General features: G+C 72.7%; 21 protein-coding genes. 11 read left to right on the forward strand and 10 right to left on the reverse strand.

Annotated elements, in window-relative coordinates; translation table 11 throughout:
* Positions 1-145: 145 nt before the first annotated feature.
* Positions 146-583 (forward strand): VOC family protein, encoded by a 438-nt coding sequence (locus ACIGXJ_RS02395; protein WP_399640499.1) that lies wholly within the window; start codon positions 146-148, stop codon positions 581-583.
* Positions 584-609: 26 nt separating this feature from the next.
* Here the strand turns inward: ACIGXJ_RS02395 and ACIGXJ_RS02400 are convergent, their stop codons facing one another.
* From ACIGXJ_RS02400 to ACIGXJ_RS02415, 4 genes are read right to left on the reverse strand one after another with little or no spacing between them, the layout of a single operon-like run.
* Positions 610-1806 carry an ABC transporter permease gene (locus tag ACIGXJ_RS02400; protein WP_399640502.1) on the reverse strand — a complete coding sequence of 399 codons (1197 nt, stop codon included), beginning with the start codon at positions 1804-1806 and terminating at the stop codon, positions 610-612.
* Positions 1803-2516 carry an ABC transporter ATP-binding protein gene (locus ACIGXJ_RS02405; protein ID WP_399640505.1) on the reverse strand — a complete coding sequence of 238 codons (714 nt, stop codon included), beginning with the start codon at positions 2514-2516 and terminating at the stop codon, positions 1803-1805. The genes ACIGXJ_RS02400 and ACIGXJ_RS02405 overlap by 4 nt, the downstream gene beginning before the upstream one ends.
* Positions 2513-3724 carry a peptidoglycan-binding protein gene (locus tag ACIGXJ_RS02410; RefSeq protein WP_399640508.1) on the reverse strand — a complete coding sequence of 404 codons (1212 nt, stop codon included), beginning with the start codon at positions 3722-3724 and terminating at the stop codon, positions 2513-2515. The genes ACIGXJ_RS02405 and ACIGXJ_RS02410 overlap by 4 nt, the downstream gene beginning before the upstream one ends.
* Positions 3724-4275 (reverse strand): hypothetical protein, encoded by a 552-nt coding sequence (locus tag ACIGXJ_RS02415; RefSeq protein WP_399640511.1) that lies wholly within the window; start codon positions 4273-4275, stop codon positions 3724-3726. Before ACIGXJ_RS02415 ends, ACIGXJ_RS02410 begins: the two co-directional genes overlap by 1 nt.
* A gap of 143 nt (positions 4276-4418) precedes the next feature.
* Here ACIGXJ_RS02415 and ACIGXJ_RS02420 point away from each other — a divergent pair, with 143 nt between their 5' ends.
* The 5 genes from ACIGXJ_RS02420 to ACIGXJ_RS02440 all read left to right on the forward strand — a co-directional run bounded on the left by ACIGXJ_RS02420 (position 4419) and on the right by ACIGXJ_RS02440 (position 8325).
* On the forward strand, positions 4419-5075 hold the full coding sequence (locus tag ACIGXJ_RS02420) for a response regulator transcription factor (protein ID WP_399640514.1): 657 nt from the start codon (positions 4419-4421) through the stop codon (positions 5073-5075).
* Between the two features lie 8 nt (positions 5076-5083).
* Complete coding sequence (locus ACIGXJ_RS02425; RefSeq protein WP_399640517.1) at positions 5084-6394, forward strand: sensor histidine kinase; 1311 nt, start codon at positions 5084-5086, stop codon at positions 6392-6394.
* A 175-nt stretch (positions 6395-6569) separates the two neighbouring features.
* Positions 6570-6800 carry a response regulator transcription factor gene (locus ACIGXJ_RS02430; RefSeq protein ID WP_399640519.1) on the forward strand — a complete coding sequence of 77 codons (231 nt, stop codon included), beginning with the start codon at positions 6570-6572 and terminating at the stop codon, positions 6798-6800.
* A gap of 89 nt (positions 6801-6889) precedes the next feature.
* Positions 6890-7297: a hypothetical protein gene (locus tag ACIGXJ_RS02435; protein ID WP_399640522.1), complete on the forward strand. Its 408-nt coding sequence runs from the start codon at positions 6890-6892 to the stop codon at positions 7295-7297.
* 170 nt (positions 7298-7467) lie between these two features.
* A complete protein-coding gene (locus ACIGXJ_RS02440; protein WP_399640524.1) occupies positions 7468-8325 on the forward strand; it encodes a hypothetical protein in 858 nt (285 codons plus the stop codon).
* A 24-nt stretch (positions 8326-8349) separates the two neighbouring features.
* Here the strand turns inward: ACIGXJ_RS02440 and ACIGXJ_RS02445 are convergent, their stop codons facing one another.
* The 3 genes from ACIGXJ_RS02445 to ACIGXJ_RS02455 form a co-directional block, all read right to left on the reverse strand.
* A complete protein-coding gene (locus ACIGXJ_RS02445) occupies positions 8350-10104 on the reverse strand; it encodes an NAD+ synthase (RefSeq protein WP_399640526.1) in 1755 nt (584 codons plus the stop codon).
* 191 nt (positions 10105-10295) lie between these two features.
* A complete protein-coding gene (locus tag ACIGXJ_RS02450) occupies positions 10296-10922 on the reverse strand; it encodes a DUF305 domain-containing protein (RefSeq protein ID WP_399640528.1) in 627 nt (208 codons plus the stop codon).
* Positions 10919-11587 (reverse strand): DUF3105 domain-containing protein, encoded by a 669-nt coding sequence (locus tag ACIGXJ_RS02455; protein WP_399640531.1) that lies wholly within the window; start codon positions 11585-11587, stop codon positions 10919-10921. The genes ACIGXJ_RS02450 and ACIGXJ_RS02455 overlap by 4 nt, the downstream gene beginning before the upstream one ends.
* Before the next feature lie 327 nt (positions 11588-11914).
* Between ACIGXJ_RS02455 and ACIGXJ_RS02460 the strand changes: the two genes are divergently transcribed.
* The gene (locus ACIGXJ_RS02460; RefSeq protein ID WP_399640534.1) at positions 11915-13276 is read left to right on the forward strand and encodes a glutamine synthetase family protein; all 1362 of its coding nucleotides are present in this window, start codon (positions 11915-11917) and stop codon (positions 13274-13276) included.
* A 257-nt stretch (positions 13277-13533) separates the two neighbouring features.
* Positions 13534-15708, forward strand: coding sequence for an acyltransferase family protein (locus ACIGXJ_RS02465; RefSeq protein ID WP_399640537.1), 2175 nt, complete (start codon positions 13534-13536; stop codon positions 15706-15708).
* A gap of 154 nt (positions 15709-15862) precedes the next feature.
* On the opposite strand, the gene ACIGXJ_RS02470 is transcribed toward ACIGXJ_RS02465, so the two are convergent.
* Together ACIGXJ_RS02470 and ACIGXJ_RS02475 are read right to left on the reverse strand one after the other, a co-directional pair.
* Positions 15863-17086, reverse strand: a complete 1224-nt coding sequence (locus ACIGXJ_RS02470; protein WP_399640540.1) for an MFS transporter — start codon at positions 17084-17086, stop codon at positions 15863-15865.
* A gap of 133 nt (positions 17087-17219) precedes the next feature.
* The gene (locus tag ACIGXJ_RS02475; RefSeq protein ID WP_399640543.1) at positions 17220-18269 is read right to left on the reverse strand and encodes an endonuclease/exonuclease/phosphatase family protein; all 1050 of its coding nucleotides are present in this window, start codon (positions 18267-18269) and stop codon (positions 17220-17222) included.
* 273 nt (positions 18270-18542) lie between these two features.
* On the opposite strand from ACIGXJ_RS02475, the gene panB reads away from it, so the two are divergent.
* The 3 genes from panB (at position 18543) to ACIGXJ_RS02490 (ending at position 21452) form a co-directional block, all read left to right on the forward strand.
* Positions 18543-19418, forward strand: a complete 876-nt coding sequence (gene panB, locus ACIGXJ_RS02480) for a 3-methyl-2-oxobutanoate hydroxymethyltransferase (protein WP_399640545.1) — start codon at positions 18543-18545, stop codon at positions 19416-19418.
* Between the two features lie 196 nt (positions 19419-19614).
* Positions 19615-20640 carry an ATP-binding cassette domain-containing protein gene (locus ACIGXJ_RS02485; RefSeq protein ID WP_399640548.1) on the forward strand — a complete coding sequence of 342 codons (1026 nt, stop codon included), beginning with the start codon at positions 19615-19617 and terminating at the stop codon, positions 20638-20640.
* On the forward strand, positions 20637-21452 hold the full coding sequence (locus tag ACIGXJ_RS02490; RefSeq protein ID WP_399640552.1) for an ABC transporter permease: 816 nt from the start codon (positions 20637-20639) through the stop codon (positions 21450-21452). Before ACIGXJ_RS02485 ends, ACIGXJ_RS02490 begins: the two co-directional genes overlap by 4 nt.
* 11 nt (positions 21453-21463) lie before the next feature.
* Here ACIGXJ_RS02490 and ACIGXJ_RS02495 read toward each other — a convergent pair whose 3' ends face one another.
* Positions 21464-24739 (reverse strand): BTAD domain-containing putative transcriptional regulator, encoded by a 3276-nt coding sequence (locus ACIGXJ_RS02495; protein ID WP_399640554.1) that lies wholly within the window; start codon positions 24737-24739, stop codon positions 21464-21466.
* Positions 24740-25152 lie beyond the last annotated feature (413 nt).

Genomic DNA, 25152 nt, shown 5'->3' on the forward strand with positions numbered 1-25152 from the left:
AGACGGACGCGAGGACTCCAGGGGGTGGCGCCGGGGGCGGGTTTCGAGTTCGGTGGGGTCCGAGGGATCCGATGGATCCCCGATGGATTCGATGGATCCGATGGATCCGATGGATTCGACGGCAATCGGCTGAGGGAGTCACGCCATGCAGATGAGCCTGGAGGTCGTCCTGCTGCCCGTGTCCGACGTGGACCGGGCCAAGGAGTTCTACCGCGACAAGGTCGGCTTCCATGTGGACCTCGACGGCGAGGTGATGCCGGGCGTACGGATCGTGCAGCTCACGCCGCCCGGCTCGGGCTGTTCGATCGCCCTGGTGGACGGCCTCCAGGTGCCGACCGGGACCCCGCAGCCGGGCACGTACCACGGGCTGCAGCTATGCGTCACGGACGCCGAGGCCGCCTACGAGGAGCTCACGGCACGCGGCCTGGAGATCAGCGAGCCGCAGCAGTTCGCCCCGCAGGACGGCGCGACCTTCATGTACTTCAAGGACCCCGACGGCAACGGCTGGGCGATCCAGGAGTACCGCCGCCGCCTGACCGAGCCCCTGCACAAGGTCCTCGCCGCACTGGCGGACCAGGCCTAGAGGAGGTCTTGAGGGGCGCGGGGGCGTCACGGTGCCGCCAGGGCCTCCGTCGGTGACAGGCGGGAGGCCTGGATCGCGGGGTAGAGGCCCGCTGCCGCGCCGATGAGGAGCGTCGACGCCGCCCCGCCCGCCATCGCCCAGAGCGGTACCACGGCCGGCCAGGACTGGGTGGCGGCGTAGCTCGCGGTCACCCCCATGCCGAGGAGGACCCCGCCGAGGCCGCCGAGGGCGGACAGCAGGAGCGACTCGGCGAGGAACTGCAGCCGGATCTGGCCGCGGCTCGCGCCGAGCGCCCGGCGCAGTCCGATCTCGGGGCGGCGCTCCAGCACGGAGATCACCATCGTGTTGGCCACCCCGATGCCGCCGACCAGCAGGGCGACGCCCCCGAGGCCCAGGAGCAGCGCGCCCAGTGTCCGGTCGGTGGCCCGGCGGGCGGCGAGCGCGTCCGAGGGGCGGGAGACCCGGACCTCGTTGGGCGCCTCGGGGTTGGCGGTGGCCGCGAGGACGGACCGTACGGCCTCGACGGCGGGTCCGGCGGAGCGCACGTAGACGAAGGTCGGGTGCCCGTCGAAGCCGAGGTGGCGCCGCGCGGCCGGCCAGCCGACCAGCGCGGCCGTGTCCAGCTCCTTGGCCAGCGGTACGGGGTCGAGGATCCCGGCCACGCCGAACCACTCGCCGCCCAGCCAGATCCGTACGCCGGGGGTGTGCACGCCCAGCCGCCGGGCGGCCTTCGCGCCGAGGACGACGGCCGGGTGGCGGGCGGTCGCGGCGTTCAGCCAGGAGCCGGTGGTGACCCGGCCGCCGAGGGTGGCCAGCAGGTCGGCGCGGGTGGCCAGCACCTCGATGCTGCCGGTGCTGCCGCTGGGGACGTGGTCGTTGCGGTAGGCGTGCGCCTCGATCAGGCCGACCTCGGACACCGAACTGACCGGGGCGATCCGGTCGATCATCAGCGCCGACTCCTCGGGCAGCCGGGCGTCGGTGCCGTAGAGGGTGGTGCCGGGGCTGACCGTCAGCAGGTCGGTGCCGAGCCGGTCGAGGGTGCGGTCGAGGTCGGCGCGGCTGGACGCGGAGATGCCGACGACCGCGAGCATGGCCGCGATGCCGATCGCGATGCCCACCGCCGAGAGGAAGACCCTCAGGGGGCGGGCCCGCAGGCCGGCCGCGCCGACCCGGGCGACGTCGGCGGGGCGCAGCCGGGCGTGCGGGGGCGGTGTGCTCGTCATGGGGTGGCGCCTTCCGCTCGGGGGGCGGGGGTGAGGGAGCCGTCGCGGACGTGCACCTGGCGGGGCAGGGACGCGGCGATCTCCCGGTCGTGGGTGATGACGACGACCGTGGTGCCGGCGGCGTGCAGGTCCCGCAGCACCCGCATCACACCGGTCCCGGAGGCCGAGTCAAGGTTGCCGGTGGGTTCGTCGGCGAGGAGCAGGGCCGGTCCCCCGGCGACCGCGCGGGCGATGGCCACGCGCTGCCGTTCGCCGCCGGACAGCTGGTGCGGCGCGTGGCCGAGCCGGTGGGCGAGGCCCACCCGGGTGAGGGCGGCCTCTGCGGCGGCGCGGCGCTCGCGCAGCGGCACGCCCGCGTAGAGCAGCCCGTCGGCGACGTTGTCGAGGACCGGTACGCCCGCCGTGAGGTGGAACTGCTGGAAGACGAAGCCGATGCGGGAGGCCCGCAGCGCCGACAGCCGGCGGTCGGTGAGGCGGGAGACGTCGTGGCCGTCGATGCGGACCGTGCCGGACGTGGGCCGGTCGAGGGTGCCGAGGATGTGCAGCAGTGTGGACTTGCCGGAGCCGGACGGGCCGACGATGCCGAGGAGTTCGCCGTGGCCGATGTCCAGGTCGACGTCCCGCAGGGCGGTGACCCCGCCCGGGTAGGTCCTGGACACGCCGCGCAGTTCGGCCACGGGCGCGGTGCCCGGCCTGCTGTCCTCGCTCATTCCGGCATCCCCACCCTCGTGCCCTCCGCGAGGCCCGCGCCGCGCACCTCGACCAGTCCCTCGGCGAAGAGTCCGGTCTCCACGGGCACGATGCGGGTACGGCCCCCCGGGTCGGTGCCGGCGCCGGGGCCGGGGGTGTCGCCGGTGTGCCCGGTGTCCTCCACGACCTCCAGGCCGTAGCCGCCCTCGGCGAGGGCGAGCAGGGCCACGACGGGGACGGCGAGGACGTTCTCGCGGCGCTCGGCGGTGTAGCGGATGTCGACCGGGCCGGGGTCGGTCCCGCGCAGCGCCTGCTGCCGGGCGACGGCGATGGTGACGGTCACGGTGTCGTTCTGCGACCCGGAGCCGCCGCCGGAGCCCTGCCCGCCTGAGCCCTGCCCGCCGGACGTGCCCCCGGAGGAGTCCCCTGACCCGTCCGAGCCCCCGGACCCCCCGGTGCCCTCGCTCCCCGTGTCCCCCAACGCGACGACCTTTCCCTCCACGGACTTGCCGCCCGCCAGCCCGATCCGCACCTCGGTGCCCCGGACCGCCCAGCCCGCCTCGCCGCTCTGCACATCGGCCGTGACCTGCTTGGTGGTGCCGGTGCAGGTGAGGACCTGGGCGTTCGCGCCGGCGCCGAGGCGTACCGACTGCTGGGCGACCCGCAGCCGACCGGGGGCGTAGATCACCCGGTCAAGGGCGACGGTGCCGGTGCGGGGCAGGCCGAGGTCGCGCTGCCAGCGCTTGACCGCGGCGGCGGTGTTGTCGGTGAACTCCTCGTCGACGGCGAAGCCGGTGTAGCCGAGGGCCGCCAGGTTGCGTTCGAACTGGAGGACGTCCGGGCCCTTGGCGTCCTCGGCGAGGGCCCGGTACATGGGCAGGGTGCCGTAGAGCAGGAGGACGGGCCGGTCGTCGGCGCGCAGCAGCGCGTCGCCGCGTCCGACGAGGCTGCCGGCCGGGGGCAGCCAGGTGACGGTGCCGGTGGTCCGGGAGACGACCGGGGTGGTGGCGCCGTAGTCCAGGCGGCCGGTCAGGGTCGTCGCGTCGGTGAGGGTGCGGCGTACCACGCGGGCGGTGGCGGCGGGGGTGTCGTCGGGTGGTGCGGCGGCGCCGGAACGGCTGCCGCCCAGGCCGAGGGCCGCGACGGTGACCGCCACGGCGGTGGCCGCCACCGCCGCCCCGCCCAGCACGGCGCGGGTACGGCGGTGGCGGCGTGCGGGCGCGGCCATCAGCCGTTCACCGACCCTCCGCCGGAACGCGGCAGGAGGTTGCGGCAGGCCTCGAGGGCCTTGCGTGCCCCGGGGTCGGTCTTGATGCGCCGGGCGAGGCCCTCGTCCAGCTCGGCCTCGCCGGTGCGCGGGTCGGGGTCGGGGTAGTCGGGCAGGCCGTGCTCGCGCAGACAGGCGGCGTAGCGGCCGCGCTTTTCGAGGTCCTCGGCGGAGAGGCGAGGCGGGGCCGAGGCGGCGGGCTGCAGCGCCCGGCACTTCTCGGTGGCCGACATGATCTTCTCGACCGAGGTCTTCTCCTTGTCGATCTCGGGGGCGCCCTCTGCGGTCTCCTTCATCACCACGCCCTGGTCGCGCAGGCAGCGTGCGTACTTCTGTCCCTGCTCCTCGTCGTCGACGCGGCTGCCGCCGGCGCCGGGCGAGGTCTGCGCGTGGGCCACCGAGGGCGTCTCGGCGGAGTCGCCGCATCCGGTGAGGCCGAGCGCGAGGGCGAGCAGAGGTGCGGCGGCGAGCAGGCCGGCGTAGCGCGTGCGGCGGGTGCTGTGTCCCGTCATGTCGTGTTCTCTCCCCGTGGTTGCGGTTACTGTCCGCAGAGGACACAGGACCGTCCGTAAATCCGTTGTCAGGGTTGGCGCTTATGAACGCCTTATAGGGGCTCGGGCAGCATCGCCCGGGACCGAGGGGGAGGTGGGCCGACGTGCGCGTACTCGTCGTCGAGGACGAGGAGATGCTCGCCGACGCGATCGCCGAGGGGCTGCGGCGGGAGTCGCTGGCGGTGGACGTCGCCTATGACGGCGCGGCGGCCCTGGAGCGGCTGGGCGTCAACGACTACGACGTCCTGGTGCTGGACCGGGACCTGCCGCGGGTGCACGGCGACGAGGTGTGCCGGACGGTCGTCGAGCAGGGCTACGACACCCGGATCCTGATGCTGACGGTGGCGGGTGAGGTCGCCGACCGGATCGCCGGCCTCTCGCTGGGCGCGGACGACTACCTGCCGAAGCCGTTCGCGTTCGGGGAGCTGGTCGCCCGGGTGCGGGCGCTGGGCCGGCGGGCCCGGCCCGCCACTCCCCCGGTGCTGTCGCGGGCGGGCGTCTCGCTGCATCCGGGGCCGCGGGAGGTGTACCGGGACGGGCGGTACGTGGCGCTCTCCCGCAAGGAGTTCGCGGTGCTGGAGGAGCTGCTGCGCGGGGAGGGCAGCGCGGTGAGCACCGAGCAGCTGCTGGAGAAGGCCTGGGACGAGAACATCGACCCCTTCACGAACGTCGTCCGCGTGACGGTGATGACCCTGCGGCGCAAGCTGGGACCGCCCCAAGTGGTGCAGACCGTCCCCGGGTTCGGGTACCGCATCCCATGACCTCCGGCATGGTGCAGCCCCCGAAACGGACCATCCGTGTCCGGCTGACCCTGCTCTACGGCGGCCTGGTGATGCTCTCCGGGGTGACGCTGCTGCTGGTGACGTACGTGATGCTGGACCGGATCATCGCGACCCAGCCGATCGACATCACGTCGGTGTACCCGCCCCCGGGGGCATCGGCACCTGCACGCCCGCCCGAGGCGGGGGGCTCGGGGGCGGGGGGCTCCGGGACGGCAGACAAGGGGACAGGCGGCGCGGGGGGCTCTGGGGCGGGTGGGGCCGGGGCGCGCGGTGCCGGCAACGAGACTCCGGACGCGGCGGCCAAGGAGCGGTACAAGGCGCAGGCGAGTGAGGCCGCGCGGCGGCTGCGGGCCGATTTCCGGCAGCGGACGCTGCGGCCGCTGGTCGTGGGCGGTTCGGTGGCGCTCGGCCTGTTCGCGGCCGGCGGGCTGCTGATCGGCTGGCTGGTGTCGGGCCGTACGCTGCGGCCGATCAGCCGGATCACCGCCACGGCCCGCCGGGTCGCCGACCGCAGTCTCCACGAGCGGATCGGGATGACCGGTCCGCCCGACGAGCTGCGCGAACTCGCCGACACCTTCGACGAGATGCTGCGCCGGCTGGACGCCGCCTTCGAGGGTCAGCGCCGGTTCGTCGCCAACGCCTCCCACGAGCTGAAGACGCCCCTGGCGATCAACCGGACGCTGCTGGAGGTGGCCATGGGCCGCCCGGACGCACCGCCGCAGGTCACCCAGCTCGGCGAGAACCTGCTGGCGGTGAACGCGCGCCACGAGCGGCTGATCGACGGGCTGCTGACCCTGGCCCGCTCCCAGCACGCGGTGGCCGACCCGGTGCCGGTGGACCTGTCCGCGGTGGTGCGCCGGGTGGCGGACCTGTCGCAGCCGGACGCCCGGCGGGCCGGGGTCACCCTGACGCTGGACGAGGCTCCGTCCTGGGTGCGGGGCGATCCGGTGCTGCTGGAGCGGCTGGCGCAGAACCTCGTGCAGAACGCGGTCCGGTACAACGTCGACGGCGGCTGGGTGCGGGTGGTCTGCGGGGGCCGGGGCCCGGAGGAGGTGAGGCTCACGGTGGACAACAGCGGACCTGAGGTGGCGCCGTACGAGGTGCCCGCGCTGTTCGAGCCGTTCCGCCGGCTCGACGACCGGGTGGGCTCGGCGCAGGGCACGGGTCTGGGGCTGTCCATCGTGCGGTCGGTGGCGCGGGCGCACGCCGGCGAGGCGGAGGCGGCACCGCGTGCCGGAGGGGGGCTGACGGTCCGGGTCACGCTCCCGGCACTGCGTGACAACAACACGGAAGAATAGTTCTGCTGCACCATAGAATTCGAGAATTGACGTCGTTTTACTGACGCACGCTTACTCCTCCCGGTACCCTCCCTGAGCGGGGAAGAAGCGATCGGGGGGACAAATGGATGCTTCTTACAGATGCCAGACGTGTGCGCTCTTCAGTTTGAATTGCGCCGAAGGGGCCGTCGGCGGGATGTCCGCACTCGAAAGAGTCCAGTTCCTGAGTGAACGCGAGTGGGATGTGTTCCGTCTGTTATCTCTGGGGTCGTCGAATCGGGACGTCTCCCGCGCTCTCTACATCACGGAGCGTACGGTCAAGGCCCACATTGCCAGCATCGTGGCAAAGCTGGCCGTCAACGGGAGATTCCAGGCCGCTCTGGTGTCCTACGTCTACCACATGCAGAACTGTCCCAAGGGCCAATAGCTGCCCACTGCACGATCTGGTGCCATTGCTTAGGCCCGACAGTCCCCGGCCGGGGGACCGGACAACCGGGCCCGAATTATGGAGGAGCAATGGTCCGAACCAATCTCAGGCGGCACCTCCGCCGCGCCGTCGCAACCGGCGCGGCGGTGGCCGCCCTCAGCGGCATCGGAATGGCGAGCGCCGGCTCGGCGTCCGCCGCCACCCACAAGAACGGTGTCGTGGAGACCGGCGAGCTGGGGCTCTACTACCTCGCCAACTACGGGACGCCGATCTTCGACCTGTACTTCTCGGACGCCGACTTCAGCAACGACGTCTTCCCGGGCACCGGCATCCGCGCGGACAACAACACCGAGTCGGACTGGAACCGTGACACCTACACCTGGTGGGTGTGCACCGGCTACAACTACTCCGGCTCCTGCGGATACATTTCGCCGGGTGCGTACGGCAACCTGAACTCGACGTACAAGAACACGGTGTCGTCGGCGTACTTCAGCTGACCGCTGTTCCGGCAGAACCGGGTGCCCTGCCCATTGCAGCTGGGCAGGGCACCCGGCTGTGATCGTAAACGAGATTCGCGGAGTTCACGATGCCCCTCCACCCTCGCAAAGCGTTCGTAAGGCCAGCGTTAGGCCGGACCGGGACGACAGTGTGCACCGCCGTTCTCGCAATGAGCATCCTCATCTCCTGCTCCTCCGGTTCCTCCGGTTCGCACGACCGGAAAAGCGAACAGAATTCAGAACCGGCGGTTTCGGACATTCCCCGGATCACCGCCGCCGCGGATCTCCGGCTGCCGCTCCAGGACTATCTTCTGGACGACCGGCAATTGCGGGATCTGGACCGGGCCCGGGTCGTTCTGATCGACCGGTGCATGCGCGGCTTCGGATTCACGTACGCGGTCCGCCAGCCGGACGCCGACCACGGCCCGCGCAGCGCCACCGAGCGCCGTTACGGCATCACCGACGCCGCGGACGCCGCCGCGTACGGCTACGGGCTCGGCGAGCGCGACCCGGCCCTGCAGAAGCCGCCCCCGCGCCCGGTCCTGCGTGCCGACGCAGAGACCGTCCTGTTCGGCAAGGGCCGCTCCAGCATCAAGGGCCGCAAGGTCCCCGAGGGCGGCTGCATGACCCAGGCCGACCGCTCGCTCGGCCCGGCCGCGCCCGCGGGCACGGACCCGGGCCTGCCGCAGCAGCTGTCGTTCCGCGCCTTCGACCTGTCCAGGGCCGACTCCCGGGTGCGGGCGGCGATCCGCGCCTGGTCCGCCTGCATGGCCCGCGGCGGCCACGACTACGCCGACCCGCTCGCCCCCCTCGCCGATCCGGCCCTCACCGGCCGCACGGACCGCCAAGCGATCGCCACCGCCACCGCCGACATCCGCTGCAAGCGGCGCACCAACCTGGTCGGCGTCTGGTTCACCGTCGAGTCCGCCTACCAGAAGCGCCTCATCGACCGGAACACCGGGGAACTCGACGCCGTCCGCGCGGCCAACAAGGCCCGGCTGCGGGCGGCGGGAGGCATCGGCGGCTGAGCGCCCCGGTGTGTCCGGCGGAGGTCAGGCCGTCTCCCGCCAGCCGTTCGTGATCGGCAGGCGGCGGTCCTTGCCGAAGCCCTTCGGGGAGATCTTCGTGCCCGGCGGGTACTGGCGGCGCTTGTACTCGGCCGTGTCGACCATGCGGAGGGTCTTGGTCACGAGGTCGTGGTCGAAGCCGGCGGCGACGATCCGGTCCGCGCCCTCGTCGCGGTCGACGTAGCGGGCGAGGATCGCGTCGAGGACCGGGTAGTCCGGGAGGGAGTCCGTGTCGACCTGGCCGGGGCGCAGCTCGGCGCTCGGGGGCTTGGTGATGGAGTTCTCCGGGATCGGCGGGGTCTGGCCGCGCTCCCGCGCCGCGCGGTTGCGCCACTCGGCCAGGCGGAAGATCGAGGTCTTGTAGACGTCCTTGATGGGGCCGTAGGCGCCGACCGAGTCGCCGTAGAGGGTCGAGTAGCCCACCGCCAGCTCCGACTTGTTGCCGGGCGCGAGGACGATGTGGCCCTCCTGGTTGGAGATCGCCATCAGCAGGGTGCCGCGCAGCCGGGACTGGAGGTTCTCCTCGGCGAGGCCGGTGAGCCCGAGGGAGCCCATGTACGCGTCGAACATCGGCTCGATGGGCACCGTACGGAAGTTGAGGCCGGTGCGGCGGGCCAGTTCGGCGGCGTCGCCCTTGGAGTGCTCGGAGGAGTACTTCGACGGCATGGAGACGCCGTAGACGTTCTCCGCGCCGACCGCGTCGCAGGCGATCGCCGCGACGAGTGCGGAGTCGATGCCGCCGGACAGGCCGATGAGGACCGAGCGGAAGCCGTTCTTCTGCACATACGCCCGCAGGCCCACGACCAGCGCCGAGTAGACCTCCTCGTCGTCGTCGAGGCGGTCGGCGTAGGCGCCGGTGTGCTGCGGCTCGTAAGGGGGCAGCGGGTCCTCGGACAGGACCACGCGGTCGATGCGCAGGCCGTCGTCCACCACGCCGGCCGGGGCGTCGGCCCGCGCGGCGGGCAGGTCGAGGTCCAGCACCACACAGCCCTCGGAGAACTGCGGGGCCCGCGCGATCACTTCGCCCGCCGCGTCGACGACGATCGAGTCGCCGTCGAAGACCAGCTCGTCCTGGCCGCCGACCATCGCGAGGTAGGCGGTGGTGCAGCCGGCCTCCTGGGCGCGCTTGCGCACCAGCTCCAGGCGGGTGTCGTCCTTGTCGCGCTCGTAGGGGGAGGCGTTGATCGACAGCAGCAGGCCCGCCCCGGCGGAGCGCGACGCGGGGACGCGGCCGCCGTCCTGCCAGAGGTCCTCGCAGATGGCGAGGGCCACGTCGACGCCGTGCACGCGCAGCACCGGCATGGTGTCGCCGGGCACGAAGTAGCGGAACTCGTCGAAGACGCCGTAGTTCGGCAGGTGGTGCTTGGCGTAGTTCAGCACCACCTCGCCGCGGTACAGCACCGCGCCCGCGTTCTGCGGGGCGCCGGCCGGCTGGCCGTACCTCGGCTGGGCGCTCTCGCTGCGGTCGAGGTAGCCGACGACCACCGGCAGCTCCCCGAGGCCCTCCTCGGCGAGCCGTGCCGCGAGCGACCTCAGGGCCGTGCGGGACGCCGTCACGAAGGAGGAGCGCAGGGCCAGGTCCTCGACGGGATACCCGGTCAGCACCATCTCCGGGAACGCCACCAGGTGGGCTCCCTGCTCGGCGGAGTGCCGGGTCCAGCGGAGGATCGTCTCGGTGTTGCCGGCGAGGTCGCCGACGCGGGAGTCGATCTGGTTCAGGGCGAGGCGAAGTTGAGGCACGCCCTCAGTGTAATCGTCAGAGCGACGCGATGGGGGGTGGGGCGGGTGTGGCCCCGCCCACCCGGGCCCCGGCCCGCCGCCCGTCCGTGCCCCTGGCCGGCCGCCCCTCCGTGCCCCTGGCCGGCCGCCCGTGAGCGCGCTCCGCCGGCGCCCGCCCGCGCCCCCGGCCGGGTGGCTGTGCGGGGTCGCTCCTACGCCTCCGGCCGGGCGCCGCGCTCGCGCAGCATGCCCGCCATCAGGTCGATCTCCGACTGCTGGGCGTCGACCATGCCCTGCGCGAGCTGCTTTTCCACGCCGACCGTGCACTTGTCGGCGCAGCCCCCGGCCATGTGGATGCCGCCCTTGTGGTGGTCGGTCATCAGCCGGAGGTAGTACACCTCCGCCGTGCGCCCGCTGAGCGACTCCAGCTTCTTCATCTCGGCGTCGGTCGCCATGCCGGGCATCAGCGAGCCCTCGCCCTCGGAGGGCATGTCGCCCATGCCCATCCAGCTCATCGGCCCCTCGGCCGACACCTTCGGCAGGCCCCACAGGTCCAGCCAGCCCAGCAGCATGCCGCGCTGGTTGGCCTGCGTCTGCGCGATGTCGTAGGCGAGGCGCCGCACCTCGACGTCGTCGGTGCGGTCGCGCACGATGTACGACATCTCCACCGCCTGCTGGTGGTGGACCGCCATGTCACGGGCGAACCCGGCGTCGGCGGAGTCCGCGGACGGCTTGGCGCTGGAGCCGCCGTCCCCGGCGACCGCGTAGGTGAGCGCCCCGACCGCGACCAGCGCCGCCGCGGCGGTCCCGGCGATCCACCCGGCCTGCGCCTGCCTCACTCGGACAGCCCACCCTGGCAGGCGGCGCCCTTCTCCGGCGTCTGCTCGCCCTGGACGTACTTCTCGAAGAACTTGTCCACGTTCGGGTCGTCGGCGCCGGTCACCGTGCGCTGGTGGCCCCACGCGCTCAGCATGATCGGGTCGGCCTGCTTCTCGTCCGGGCTCATCAGGGTGTACGGCGTCGTCTTCACCTTCGCCGCGAGCGCCTCGACGTCCTTCTTGTCGGCCTTGGACGTGTACGTCACCCAGACGGCGCCGTGCTCCAGCGAGTGCACGGCGTGCTCGTTCTTGAGCTCCTTGGTGTAGACGTCCCCGTTGCAGTTCATCCACACCTGGTTGTGGTCGCCGCCGACCGGGGGCTCCGAGGGGTACTCGACGTCCTTCGCGACGTGGTTGCGCGACAGGGTGCCCTTCCAGGTCTTCACGCCGTCCTCGCCGGTGACGAACTTCCCGGAGGTCGTCTTGCCGTCGCTCGCGGTGTCGTCCTTGTCGTCGGACTGGGTCTGCACGAGGACGACGGCACCGGCGACCAGGCCGACGACGACCACCGCGCTGGCGACGATCGTGAGAATCCGGTTGCGGCGCTCACGGGCCTGCTCGGCGCGCCGCATCTCCTCTATACGTGCCTTGCGGTCGGCGCTGCTGCTCTTCTTCGCGGAACCCATGGGGGGACCCCTTCTGGGGATGAGTGGGACGGTCGAGTGCGCTGATCGTAATGGGCACGACAGTCCGTTTCGTAGGGCGGGCTCAGGATTGACCGGTGCCGGACCGGTCCCCCTCGGCCGTCGGCCATTACGGATGTCGGTGTCAGCGGGCAAGATGGGCTCAGAGTGTTCATCCGCCGGCCGGCGGGCGTTCGGGCCGGGGTCGGCCGGTCGATCATGGGCCGCAACGCGCATGAAATGGTGTTGTGGTGGGATGCTCAGGTGCCCGACCGCCTCTCGTGGCGCGGGAGCAGGCGGCCTGACCAGCAAGGATGGGGAAGCGGAAAGATGGACAAGCAGCAGGAGTTCGTGCTCCGGACGTTGGAGGAGCGCGACATCCGGTTCGTACGCCTGTGGTTCACGGACGTGCTGGGCTTCCTCAAGTCCGTCGCCGTGGCCCCCGCGGAGCTGGAGCAGGCCTTCGACGAGGGCATCGGCTTCGACGGCTCCGCGATCGAGGGCTTCGCCCGGGTCTACGAGTCCGACATGATCGCCAAGCCGGACCCGTCGACCTTCCAGATCCTGCCCTGGCGCGCGGAGGCCCCCGGCACGGCCCGGATGTTCTGCGACATCCTCATGCCGGACGGCTCCCCGTCCTTCGCGGACCCGCGCTACGTCCTCAAGCGCGCCCTGGCCCGCACCTCCGACCTGGGCTTCACCTTCTACACCCACCCGGAGATCGAGTTCTTCCTGCTGAAGGACAAGCCGCTGGACGGCTCGCGCCCCACGCCCGCCGACAACTCCGGCTACTTCGACCACACCCCGCAGAACATCGGCATGGACTTCCGCCGCCAGGCGATCACCATGCTGGAGTCGATGGGCATCTCGGTGGAGTTCTCCCACCACGAGGGCGCCCCGGGCCAGCAGGAGATCGACCTGCGCTACGCGGACGCGCTGTCCACGGCCGACAACATCATGACGTTCCGCCTGGTCATGAAGCAGGTCGCGCTGGAGCAGGGGGTGCAGGCCACCTTCATGCCGAAGCCGTTCTCCGAGCACCCGGGCAGCGGCATGCACACCCACCTGTCCCTCTTCGAGGGCGACCGCAACGCGTTCTACGAGTCCGGCGCGGAGTACCAGCTCTCCAAGGTCGGCCGCTCCTTCATCGCGGGCCTGCTGAAGCACGCCGCCGAGATCTCCGCGGTCACCAACCAGTGGGTCAACTCCTACAAGCGCATCTGGGGCGGCTCCGAGCGCACCGCGGGCGCCGGCGGCGAGGCCCCCTCGTACATCTGCTGGGGCCACAACAACCGCTCGGCCCTGGTCCGCGTGCCGATGTACAAGCCGGGCAAGACGGGCTCGGCGCGTGTCGAGGTCCGCTCGCTGGACTCGGGCGCGAACCCGTACCTGGCGTACGCGCTGCTGCTCGCCGCCGGCCTGAAGGGCATCGAGGAGGGCTACGAGCTTCCGCCCGGCGCCGAGGACGACGTGTGGGCCCTGTCGGACGCCGAGCGCCGCGCGATGGGCATCGAGCCGCTCCCGCAGAACCTCGGCGAGGCCCTGTCCCTGATGGAGCGCAGCGACCTGGCCGCGGAGACCCTCGGGGAGCACGTCTTCGACTTCTTCCTGCGCAACAAGCGGCAGGAGTGGGAGGAGTACCGCAGCGAGGTGACCGCGTTCGAATTGCGGAAGAACCTGCCGGTACTGTGAGGCGCGTCCGCACCGACGCGGAGCCTTGAGTTCACCGAGAGGTAACCCGGGCGGTTCAAACCCGTCCACGGTCGTTCGTTATGACGATGTGATGACTACGTCATAACAAGCGGCCCTGCTCAAGGGTAAGTTCGATCGTCTGCTCCGGGGCGGTCACCGGCGTCGCCCGGCAGCCCCGGCGGCGACGCGCCCCGGACCGAGCCCGCAGACGTCGGTGCACGTCTCGGCGACGCCCTACGAGCAAGGAGATTCCGACGGTGCCCGTCCCCCGCATCGCGCACCCCGCACAGACCGCTCCCGAGGCGCCCCCCGCGGTGCCGAGAACACGAGGCGGCGCACCAGGGGAGGGCGGCGGGCGGTCCGGGCAGCCGGCCGGCGGCGCGGGACTGCGACTGGACATCCAGGGCCTGCGCGCGGTCGCGGTGTCGCTCGTGGCGCTCTCCCACGCCGGGGTCACGCAGGTGGCCGGCGGATACGTCGGTGTGGACGTCTTCTTCGTCATCTCCGGCTTCCTCATCACCTCGCTGATGCTCCGTGAGCACAGCCGTGAGGGCCGGATCTCGCTGGGCCGCTTCTACGCCCGCCGGGCGCTGCGTCTGCTGCCCGCCTCGACGCTCGTCGTCGTGGCGACGCTGGCGGGCTCCTGGCTGTTCCTCGGGCCGCTGCGCTTCGCGGACTACGCCAAGGACGCCATCGCCTCCGCCTGGTACGTCGTCAACTTCCGGCTGGCCGACGCCGGAACGGACTACTTCAACACGGACGTGCCGCCGTCCCCCTTCCAGCACTTCTGGTCGCTGGCGGTGGAGGAGCAGTTCTATCTGATCTGGCCGATCGTCCTGATCGTCGCGCTGAAGGTGTTCCGCCGCCGGGCCCTGCTGGGGCTGCCGCTGCTGGCGCTGGCCGCCGGTTCCTTCGCGGTGAACCTCCACCTCACCGAGACCGCCCCGTCCTGGGCGTACTTCGGTTCCCAGGGCCGTATCTGGGAGCTCGCGGTGGGCGCGCTGCTGGCGCTGGTGGCCGACCGGCTCGACGACATCCCGCGCCCGGTCGCGGTGGCCGTCAGCTGGGCCGGCATCGCCGCCATCGCCTACGCGGCCGTGATGTTCGACGACAGCACCGTCTTCCCCGGCCACAACGCCGTCGTCCCGGTGTTCGGTGCCGCCGCCGTGCTGGCCTGCGGTGCGGCGGGCGGCCGCTGGGGTGCGGGCGCGCTGCTGTCGCTGCGGCCCATGGTGTGGGTCGGCGGTATCTCGTACGCCTGGTACCTGTGGCACTGGCCGCTCATCCTCATCGTCCCGGCCGCCGCCGGGTTCGGTGAGCACGACGGGCCGCTGCGGCTGATCGCCGCGCTGTGCGGCATCCCGCTGGCCTGGCTGACGCTGCACCTGGTCGAGAACCCGATGCGCTTCCACCGCGCCTTCAAGGCCCGGGCGGGGCGGGGTCTGGTGCTGGGCCTGGGCCTGTCGGCCGTCGCCGCCGTTCTCGCGGTGGTCGCCGCGCAGTTCCCGCCGAGCCTGGCCGAGGGCGGGGCGCGCCAGGACACCAAGGAGGCGCTCGCCCGGGCCGCCGACCCGCGCGCCGCGCTGGCGAACCTGCTGGAGCAGAAGGTCGACAAGCTGCCGTCGAACCTGACGCCGAGCATGCACGACACGGCGTACAAGCGGTCCGCGGTCTACACCGACGACTGCGCGCTGACGATGTCCGACAAGGTGCAGACGCAGCCGTGTCTGTACGGCGACGTGAAGGCGGAGCGCACCGTCGTCCTGTTCGGCGACTCGCATGTGGCGCAGTGGTTCCCGGCGCTGGACGCGATCGCGAAGAAGCACCACTGGCGGCTGTACTCGTTCACGAAGAACGCGTGCAAGGTCTCGCAGATCACCATCGAGTGGAACAAGGGCCCCTACTCGACGTGTGACGACTGGCGTGCGGTCACCATCGACAAGATCCTCAAGATGAAGCCGGAGCTGGTCCTCACCTCCAGCTCCAACTCGGCGAAGCTGTGGGGCGACGGTGACACGGCCGAGGCCTGGGGCAAGGGCCAGGCGGAGACCTACCGGATGCTGCACGAGGGCGGCGTCCAGGTGGCGACCCTGCTGGACACGCCCTGGCCGAAGAACAACGCGGTCGACTGCGCCAACGCCAACTCCGGCGACCTGAGCGCCTGCGCCCGCGACCGCTCCGAGGCCGACCCCAAGCCCGACGTCACCAAGGCCATCCGCGCGGCCGCGACCGCCGAGGACGTGCCGGTCATCGACCCGTACGACTGGGTCTGCGCCCCGTCCGGCAACTGCCCCGTCGTGGTGGGCAACACGATGGTCTACCGCGACTACGGCCACCTCGCCGACGGCTATGTCGAGGCCCTCACGCCGGTCGTGGAGCAGGAGTTGCTGCGCCTGTTCGGGGACGACCTGGGCAAGCGCCCGGGAGCCTGAGCCCGGAACAACCCGGAAGGGGCCCGTCCCGCACGCCTCCGCGAGCGGGACGGGCCCCTTCGTATGCGTTCCGTTTCGTGTGCGTCCCCTTCGTATGCGTCCCCTTCGGGGAGGCGACTCCCAGGACCGTAGCGACGCCCAAGGCGGGTTCCGCTCAGCCCCGCACCGCCTCCGGCTCCCGGCGGGACGAGCCCGCCACCAGGCGTTCCCGGCTGCCCGTGAGGGCCCCGCGGCGCCGGTCCACGCCGTACGCGGCTCCGGCCACGCCGATGCCCAGGACCGCGAGGGCCGCCCCGGCGAGGGCCGGGGACGTCGCGCCGTAGCCCGCGGCGAGGGCCAGGCCGCCGATCCAGGCGCCGCCGGCGTTGGCGAGGTTGAAGGCGGCCTGGTTGGCGGAGGAGGCGAGGGACGGGGCGGCGGACGCCTTCTCCATGACCATGAGCTGCAGGGGGGAGCCGGTCACGAAGGCCGCCGTGCCCAGCAGGACGACCGCGAGGGCCGCCGTCCCTTGTGTGCGCATCAGCAGCGGGAACAGGCCCAGCACGGCGGCCAGTGAGGCCAGGCCGCCGAACAGCGTCGCCCGCATCGCGTGGTCGGCCAGCCGGCCGCCGAGGAGGTTGCCGGCCGTGGCGCCCACCCCGAAGAGGGCGAGGAGCAGGGTGACGCTGGTGTCGGCGTAGCCCGCGGCACCGGTGAGCATGGGCGTGATGTAGCTGTAGGCCGCGAAGAGGGCGCCGAAGCCCGCCACGGTGGTGCCGAGGGCCAGCCAGACCGGCACGGAGCGCAGGGCCGCGAGTTCGCCGCGCAGGCCCGCGGCCGGGGCGCCCTCGCCCTGTTCGGCGGGGATCAGCAGGGCCAGGGACGCTATCGCGGCCAGGCCGATCGCGGAGACGGCGAGGAAGGTCGCGCGCCAGCCGAGGTGCTGGCCCATGAGCGTGGCGGCGGGGACGCCGACGATGTTGGCGACGGTGAGGCCGAGGAACATCAGGGACACCGAGCGAGCCCGGCGTTCCGGGGCGACCAGGCTCGTCGCGACGACCGCGCCCACGCCGAAGAAGGCGCCGTGCGGCAGGCCGCTCAGGAAGCGGGCCGCCAGCAGCGCGCCGTCGCCGGGGGCCAGCGCGGAGAGCGCGTTGCCGGCGACGAACAGCGCCATCAGCGCGATCAGCACCGTACGGCGGGACATGCGCGCGGTGGCCGCGGCCAGCAGGGGTGCGCCGATCACCACGCCCAGGGCGTACGCCGAGACCAGATGGCCCGCTGCGGGGATCGAGATGTCCAGGTCGGCGGCGACCTCGGGCAGCAGGCCCATCATGACGAACTCGGTGGTGCCGATGCCGAAGGCGCCCACGGCGAGGGCGAGCAGGGCGAGGGGCATGAAGGGGGCCTTTGCCTTTCAGGAGCGGGGCGGGTCGCGCCCTCGCGGGTTCCGTGCAGCTTCTTATGTTCAGCTACGGAACAAAGTCTCCCAGACAAAGTATTCCGTTGTCGTGCCGGCCCCCGCCGCCGGCTCAGTCCGAGGCGGCCAGCCGGAGCCGCGCCGCCACCGGGAGGTGGTCGCTGCCGGTCTCCGGCAGGGTCCAGGAACTGACCGGCTCGATACCGCGGACCAGGATCTGGTCGATACGGGCCATCGGGAAGGACGCGGGCCAGCTGAAGCCGAAGCCGCTGCCCGCCGCGCCCTGGGTGGAGCGCATCTGCGCGGTGACGGCGTTGAGCGCGCGGTCGTTCATCGTGCCGTTGAGGTCGCCGAGCAGCACCACCTGCTCCAGCGGCTCGTCGGCGATCGCCTCGCCCAGCGCGTCGGCGCTCTTGTCGCGCTGCCGCGCGGTGAACCCGGCCTCCAGCTTCACCCGCACCGACGGCAGGTGGGCGACGTAGACCGCGGCCTGTCCGCCCGGCGCGGCCACCGCGGCGCGCATCGCACGGGTCCAGCCCAGCTTGATGTCGACGGGCCTGACCCCGCTCAGCGGGTACTTGCTCCACAGTCCGACCGTGCCCTGCACGGCGTGGTACTTGTACGCCGGCGCCAGCGCCTTCTCGTACACCGGCACCGCGCCCTGCGTCAGTTCCTCCAGCGCGACGACGTCCGCGCCCGAGGCCGCCACCGCGCGGGCGGTGCCCTCCGGGTCGGGGTTGTCGGCGTTGACGTTGTGGGTGGCCACCGTCAGGTCGCCGCCCGCCGCGGCCTTGTCGGTGAGCAGCCCGCCGAAGAGGTTCAGCCACACCACCGACGGCACCAGCAGCGCGATCAGCGCCGTGGCCGACCTGCGCACCAGCGCGAGCAGCAGCAGGACCGGGATGAACACGCCGAACCACGGCAGAAAGGTCTCCCCCAGGCTGCCGAGGTTGCCGACCCGGTTCGGGATCTGCGCGTGCAGCAGCATCACCAGGGCCAGCAGCACCGCGAGGGCCGCCACCACGATGCCCCGGCGCCAGATCCGCGGGTCCCCGCGCCAGCCGTCGAACAGCCGGTGGACCAGGCGCCGAAGCCGAGAGCCGCGGTGCTCGGGCCCCGAGCCGCCGTTGTCCGTCTCCGTTGCGTACGCCTGTTGCGCCATACCGTCGCCTCGCTACCTGCCGTGCACACCGTCGTCCCCCCGCCTACGACCCTAGGGGATGATCGGCTCCGTTCCTGCAGTGCAGGACGGTGCCGGTCGTGGCGGCGGTTTCCGTCGGGTTCCCTTGTGACGAAACGCGCACATTCGCGCCCCGCGGCGGCGTGCTCCTCGCCACCCGGGGCCGGTCTGGCCCTCGCCCGGGCGAGGTGCCACCATGGAGGTGGTCCGGGGACGCCGTGAGGGCGCCTCGAGATGACGTAAGGAGCCGTTGCAATGACGCAGCTTTCGGCTGCCCAGACTGCACAGGCAGGCACCTCCGACGGCAGCAAGGCGCTGTACGGGGGCAAGGGCACTCGCCGCATCACCGTCCGCGACATCGCCCTCGCCAAGGAGCGGGGCGAGAAGTGGCCCATGCTCACCGCCTACGACGCGATGACCGCGTCCGTCTTCGACGAGGCCGGCATCCCGGTGATCCTCGTCGGCGACTCGGCGGGCAACTGCCATCTGGGCTACGACACCACCGTGCCCGTCACCCTCGACGAGATGACCATGCTGTCCGCGGCCGTCGTCCGCGGTACCCGGCGCTCGCTGATCGTCGGCGACCTGCCCTTCGGGTCGTACCAGGAGGGCCCGGTGCAGGCGCTGCGCTCGGCGACCCGGCTGGTGAAGGAGGCCGGCGTCCAGGCGGTGAAGCTGGAGGGCGGCGAGCGGTCGTACGACCAGATCCGGCTGCTGGTGGAGTCCGGCATCCCGGTGATGGCGCACATCGGCCTGACCCCGCAGTCCGTCAACGCCATGGGCTACCGCGTCCAGGGCCGCGGCGAGGAGGCCGCCCAGCAGCTGCTGCGCGACGCGAAGGCCGTGCAGGACGCGGGCGCGTTCGCGGTGGTGCTGGAGCTGGTGCCGGCCGAGCTGGCCGCCGAGGTCACGCGCACGCTGCACATCCCGACCGTCGGGATCGGGGCCGGCGCCGCGACGGACGCGCAGGTGCTGGTGTGGACCGACATGCTCGGGCTGACCGGCGGCCGGGTGCCGAAGTTCGTGAAGAAGTACGCCGACCTGCGTGAGGTCATGGGCGACGCGGTGAAGGCCTTCGCCGAGGACGTCGTCGGCGGAACGTTCCCTCAGGAGGAACACTCCGTCCACTGAGCCACCGCGGTACGACCAGCCCCGCCGATCTTCCCCCGTCGGCGGGGCTGCTGCGTGCCGGGACCCGCGCCGTAGGCCCGCCGTAGGCCCGCCGTCGGCCCGCCGTCGGCCCGCTGTCGGCCCGCTGTAGGCGGCTGTAGGCGGCTGTAGGTGACCTGTAGGCGGTTTGTCGGTCGGCCCTGGCACCGTCTTCGTCATGACGCGAATCGAGAAGAAGCCCGCGGCGACGGGCGCCGCCGTCTCCGTGCGGGGGCTGGTGAAGCACTACGGCGAGACGAAGGCCCTGGACGGGGTCGACCTGGATGTGCGCGAGGGGACCGTGATGGGGGTGCTCGGCCCGAACGGCGCCGGGAAGACCACCCTCGTACGGATCCTGTCGACCCTGATCACCCCGGACGCCGGACAGGCGACGGTGGCCGGCTACGACGTGGTGCGCCAGCCCCGCCAGCTGCGCCGCGTCATCGGCCTCACCGGCCAGTACGCCTCCGTGGACGAGAAGCTGTCCGGCTGGGAGAACCTCTATCTGATCGGCCGGCTGCTGGACCTGTCCCGCAAGGACGCCCGGGTCCGCGCCGACGAGCTGCTCGAGCGGTTCTCGCTGACGGAGGCCGGGAAGCGGCCCGCGTCGACGTACTCCGGCGGTATGCGGCGCCGGCTCGACCTGGCCGCGTCGATGATCGGCCGCCCGTCCGTGCTCTACCTGGACGAGCCCACCACCGGCCTGGACCCGCGCACCCGCAACGAGGTGTGGGACGAGGTCAAGGCGATGGTCGGGGACGGTGTGACGGTCCTGCTCACCACCCAGTACATGGAGGAGGCCGAGCAGCTCGCCTCCGAGCTGACGGTCGTCGACCGCGGCCGGGTCATCGCGGGCGGCGGCATCGACGAGCTGAAGTCCCGGGTCGGCGGACGCCGGCTGCGGATCAGGCCGGCCGATCCGCTGCGGCTGCGCGAACTCGGCCGTGCCCTCGACGAGCTGGGCATCACCGGCCTCGCCACCGCCGACATCGACACGCACAGCGGCTCGGTGCTGGTGCCGGTGCTCAGCGACGAGCAGCTCACCGCCGTCATCGGCGCGGCCGTCGCCCTCGGCATCACCCTCGCCTCCGTCACCACCGAACTGCCCAGCCTGGACGAGGTGTTCCTCAGCCTCACCGGCAAGCGGGCCGAGACCCCGCTGCCCGCCCAGCCCACCGACGCCCGCGAGGAGGTCGCCGTATGAGCGCCGTATCCGCCGTGACCGATGCCGCCGACACCCGGATCCCGCTGCGGGCCCATCTGCGCCACACCGGCGCCCTGGTGCGCCGCAACCTGCTGTGGATACGGCAGGACCCGGAGTCGACGTTCGACGCGGTCCTGTTCCCGGTGATCTTCACGCTGCTGTTCGTGTACGTCTTCGGCGGTTCCATCGGGCAGTCGCTGGGCGGCGGGCAGGAGGCGTACGTGCAGTACGTCGTGCCCGGTCTGATGGCGATGATGGGCATGAACATCGCGCAGGGGGTGGGCACCGGCTTCAACCAGGACTTCAACACCGGTGTCATGGACCGCTTCCGGTCCCTGCCCATCGGGCGCGGCTCGGTGCTGTTCGCGAAGATCGCCGTGGAGCTGCTGCGGATGCTGTTCGCGACGACGATCCTGCTGGTCGTCGGTGTGCTGGTGGGCTTCGACATCACCAACTGGCCCGGTCTGTTCGCCTCGGTGGGCCTGTCGATGGTGTTCGGCTCGGCGCTGATGTGGGTGTTCCTGCTGCTGGGCGTCCTCATGAAGAGCGCTCAGGCCGTGCAGGGCATGGGCTTCCTGGTGCTGATGCCGCTGCAGTTCGGCTCGTCGATCTTCGCGCCGACCCAGTCGATGCCGGGCTGGCTGCAGAACTTCACCGACTACAACCCGCTGTCCGCGCTGGCCGACTCCGCGCGCGGGCTGATGGTGGGCGGGCCGGTCGCACACGACCTGTGGGTGACGCTGGCCTGGTCGGTGCTGCTGACGCTGACGATGGCGCCGGTCGCGATCCACAAGTTCCGCACCAAGAAGTGAGGCCGCGCGGCTCACACCAGGGCGGTGGCCTCCTCGGGGGAGAGGCCGCCGCCCTCGGCGTACGCCGCGGCGTAGGCGTTCTCGTCCAGTACGGCCCGTGCGGCGGACTCCGCCCGTTCGCGGACCGCGCGTTCGACCAGGGAGCGGACGTGTCCGGGGGGCAGTGCGGCGTCGGCCGCGCCCAGGCAGCGGGCGGCGTCGGCGGCCCGGCGGCCCTGCCGGTGCTCGGCGAGGGCGACCGCGGCGACGGCCAGGTACGCCGAGCGGGTGGCCGGCCGGATGGCCTGGGACAGCGGGTCGGCCGCCTTCTCCAGGGCCGCGCGGACCAGTCGCAGTCCTTCCTCGTAGCGCCCGTCGACCACGTCCAGCCAGGCCTCGGCGCCCAGCAGGAAGGCGTCGAAGACCGCGAAGTGGGCCATCCGGAACCCTTTGCGCAGCAACCGCATCTGCTCCCGCGCCTCGGCCGTGCGGCCGGTCAGGCTGAGCCAGCCGGCGAGGAACAGCCGCGCGGCGGGCATGCCTTCACTGAGGCCGCCGTCGTGCTCGGTGATCACCTCGCGCAGAACGCGCTCGCCGCGTTCGTGCTGCCCCGTCTCCAGCAGGGCGGCGCCGAGCCGGGCGGCGAGGACCGCGACATGGGCGCGGGCGCCGAGCCGTTCGGCGTAGGTGCCGGCCTCCTGGTAGTCGGCGGCGGCGAGCGCGAAGTCGCCGCGGGCCTCATGGGTCTCGCCGCGGGCGGAGAGGGCCTCGGCGTAGCCCCAGTCGTCGCCGAGGCGGCGGAAGATCTCCAGTGCCTCGTCGGCGTCCAGGGAGGCGTCGGAGGCCCACTGGACGCGGTTGGCGCGGAAGTTGGCCCGCATCTGGAGACTGACGGCGAGCTCCCACTCGAAGCCGGGAGTGTTGCGGCAGGTCTCCACGCAGGCATCGATGATCGTGTACAGGCGGTCCAGATCGCCGGTCAGCATCACGGCGTAGAACCACAGCATGCCGGGGATCCGGCAGGTCTGCGGCTGGCCGGGCTCGTAGGTGGCCGCGATGAGCCGCAGCCTGGCCTGCGCCTGCGGGGTGCTCCAGGAGTCGGGCTCGGCGTCCATGCAGGCGAGGTGGGCCAGGTGCAGGCCGCGGCGGGCTTCGGTGAGCAGTTCGCCGGTCAGCGGGGGCGGCGCGGCCGTCAGGCGCTCCGTCACGGAGACGGCCTTGCGCACGGGCTCGGTGAAGGGGTCGGGGCCCAGGCGCATGACCTCGGCGCACCAGTGGCGGGTCTCCTGGCGCAGGTCGCGCATCTGCCAGTACAGGACCAGCGACAGCACCAGGGCGAGCCCTTCCTGCTCGTCGCGCTCTGCGACGGCGTGCCGCAGCGCGGTGCGCAGGTTCTCGTACTCCAGCTCCAGCCGGGCGATGGCCGCGGCCTGGCCGGAGCCGCGCAGCAATGGGTCGGTGGCGCGGGCGAGTTCGCGGTAGTGCGTGAGGTGGGCGCGTTCGGCGGTGGTGCGCTGCCCGGCCTCCTGGAGGCGTTCGCGGGCGTACTCGGCGACGGTCTCCAGCAGCCGGTAGCGCATCTCGCCGTTGGCCGAGGGGGCCGCCACCACGAGGGACTTGTCGACGAGCTGGCCGAGCACGTCCAGGGCGGCGGGCCCGCAGACGGCCTCGGCGGCGGCGAGGTCGCAGCCGCCGGCGAACACCGACAGCCGGCTGAGGACGTCGCGTTCGTCGGCGTCGAGGAGTTCCCAGGACCAGTCGACGACGGCCCGCAGGGTCTGCTGGCGGGGCAGGACGGTACGGCTGCCGGTGGTCAGCAGCCGGAAGCGGTCGTCGAGGCGGTCGGCGATCTGCCGCAGGGTCAGCATCCGCAGCCGGGCGGCGGCCAGTTCGATGGCCAGCGGCAGGCCGTCCAGGCGGCGGCAGATCTCGGCGGCGGCCTCCGGGTCCTCCTCGGGGCTGAACCCGGGCCGGGCGGCGGCACCGCGGTCGGTGAGCAGCCGCAGCGCGTACGGCTCCGGCAGCGGCTCGACCGGGCGCAGCAGCTCGCCGGGCACACCGAGGGGTTCGCGGCTGGTGGCCAGCACGGTCAGGCCGGGGCAGCGGGTGAGCAGCTCGTCCACGAGACGCGCGGCCGCGTCGACGACGTGCTCGCAGTTGTCGAGGACGATCAGCATCCGGCGCCTGCCGCAGTGCTCGGCCAGCCGGGTGACGGCGTCGTCGTGGTGGGGGTCGGCGACAGCGGCCCGGATGCTCTCGGCCCCCGCGCCGTACAGCACGGTCTCGCGGGCCCCGATCGCGGTCAGCACGGCCTCCGGTACGGCGGCCGGGTCGTCCACCGGGGCGAGCTCCGCCAGCCACACCCCGTCCGGCGCGAGGTCCGCCACCCCTTCGGCGGCCTCCTGCGACAGCCGGGTCTTGCCGGCCCCGCCGGGCCCGAGGAGGGTGACGAGCCGTGCGGCGGCGAGGTCGTCGCGGATGGCGGCGATGTCGTCCTCGCGGCCCACGAAGGAGGTGAGCCGGGCGCGGAGGTTGCCCCGGGGGCGGGCGGGGGCCGGCGCGGCAGCCGGGGCGGGCTCGGCCGGGGTCAGCAGCTCCGTGTGCAGGGCGCGCAGTTCCGGGCCGGGGTCGGTGCCGAGGGAGTCGGCGAGGAGACGGCGTACGTCGTCGTAGGCGGCGAGGGCCTCGGCGGTGCGGCCGGTGGCGCGCAGGGCGCGCAGCCGCAGGGCCTGGAGGGGCTCGTCGAGGGGGTGGGTGTCGCACAGCGCGGTCAGCTCGGGCAGGGCGCGGTCGGCGTGGCCGAGGGCGAGGGCGGCGTCGAGGCGGGCGCGCCGGGCGTCGAGGTGCAGGCGTTCGCAGCGGGCGGCCTCGGCGGTGCGGTCGGGCAGGTCGGCGAGGGCGGGGCCGCGCCACAGGGCGAGGGCGTCGTCGAGGACGCCGGCCGCCTTGCCGGGGTCACCGTCGGCGAGGGCGCGCAGGCCCTCGCCGGTGAGCCGGTCGAAGCGGTGCAGGTCGATGTCGTCGGCGGACGCGGCGAGCCGGTAGCCGCCGTCGGCGAGGACGACCGCGTCGGCGCCCAGCGCCCTGCGCAGGCGTCCGACCAGCGCCTGCAGCGCGCCGCCGGCGTCGGCGGGCGGGTCCCCGGCCCACACCTCCTCCACCAGCAGCCCGGCGGGCACGACCCGGTCCGGGCGCAGCGCGAGCACGGTCAGCAGGGCACGCAATCGCGCCCCGCCGACCGGGACGGGGGTGCCGTCGGGGCGGAGGGCCTGGGTGGTGCCGAGGATCCGATAGCGCACAGGGGCCATTCTCTCCGCTGAGGCGCCGGACGGGGCACGGGTTTTCCGGCAGGGCCGGGCTCTCCGGCAGGCCCGGCCTCCCAGCGGGGCCGGGGCCTCCAGCGGGGCCTGCCTCCCAGCGGGGCCGGGCTGGGCTCTCCGGCAGGGGCCGGGCCCTCCGGCGGGGGCACGGGTTTCGCGGGCAGGGCCGGCCCTTCCGGCAGGGGCCGGGGTCTCCCAGGACGCACGGGTTCCGGGCAGGGCCCAGGCTCTCCGGCAGGCGGTCGGGCGTTCCAGCAAGCTGGGCTCTCCGGCAGCAGCCGAGACCTCCAACAGGCCCGAACCTTCCCCCAGCAGCCGAGACCTCCAACAGGCCCGAACCTTCCCGCAGGCCCGAACCCTCCCCCAGCAGCCGAGACCTCCAGCAGGCCCGACCTTCCCGC

This window comes from Streptomyces sp. NPDC053367 (assembly GCF_044545925.1).
Lineage (GTDB): Bacteria > Actinomycetota > Actinomycetes > Streptomycetales > Streptomycetaceae > Streptomyces.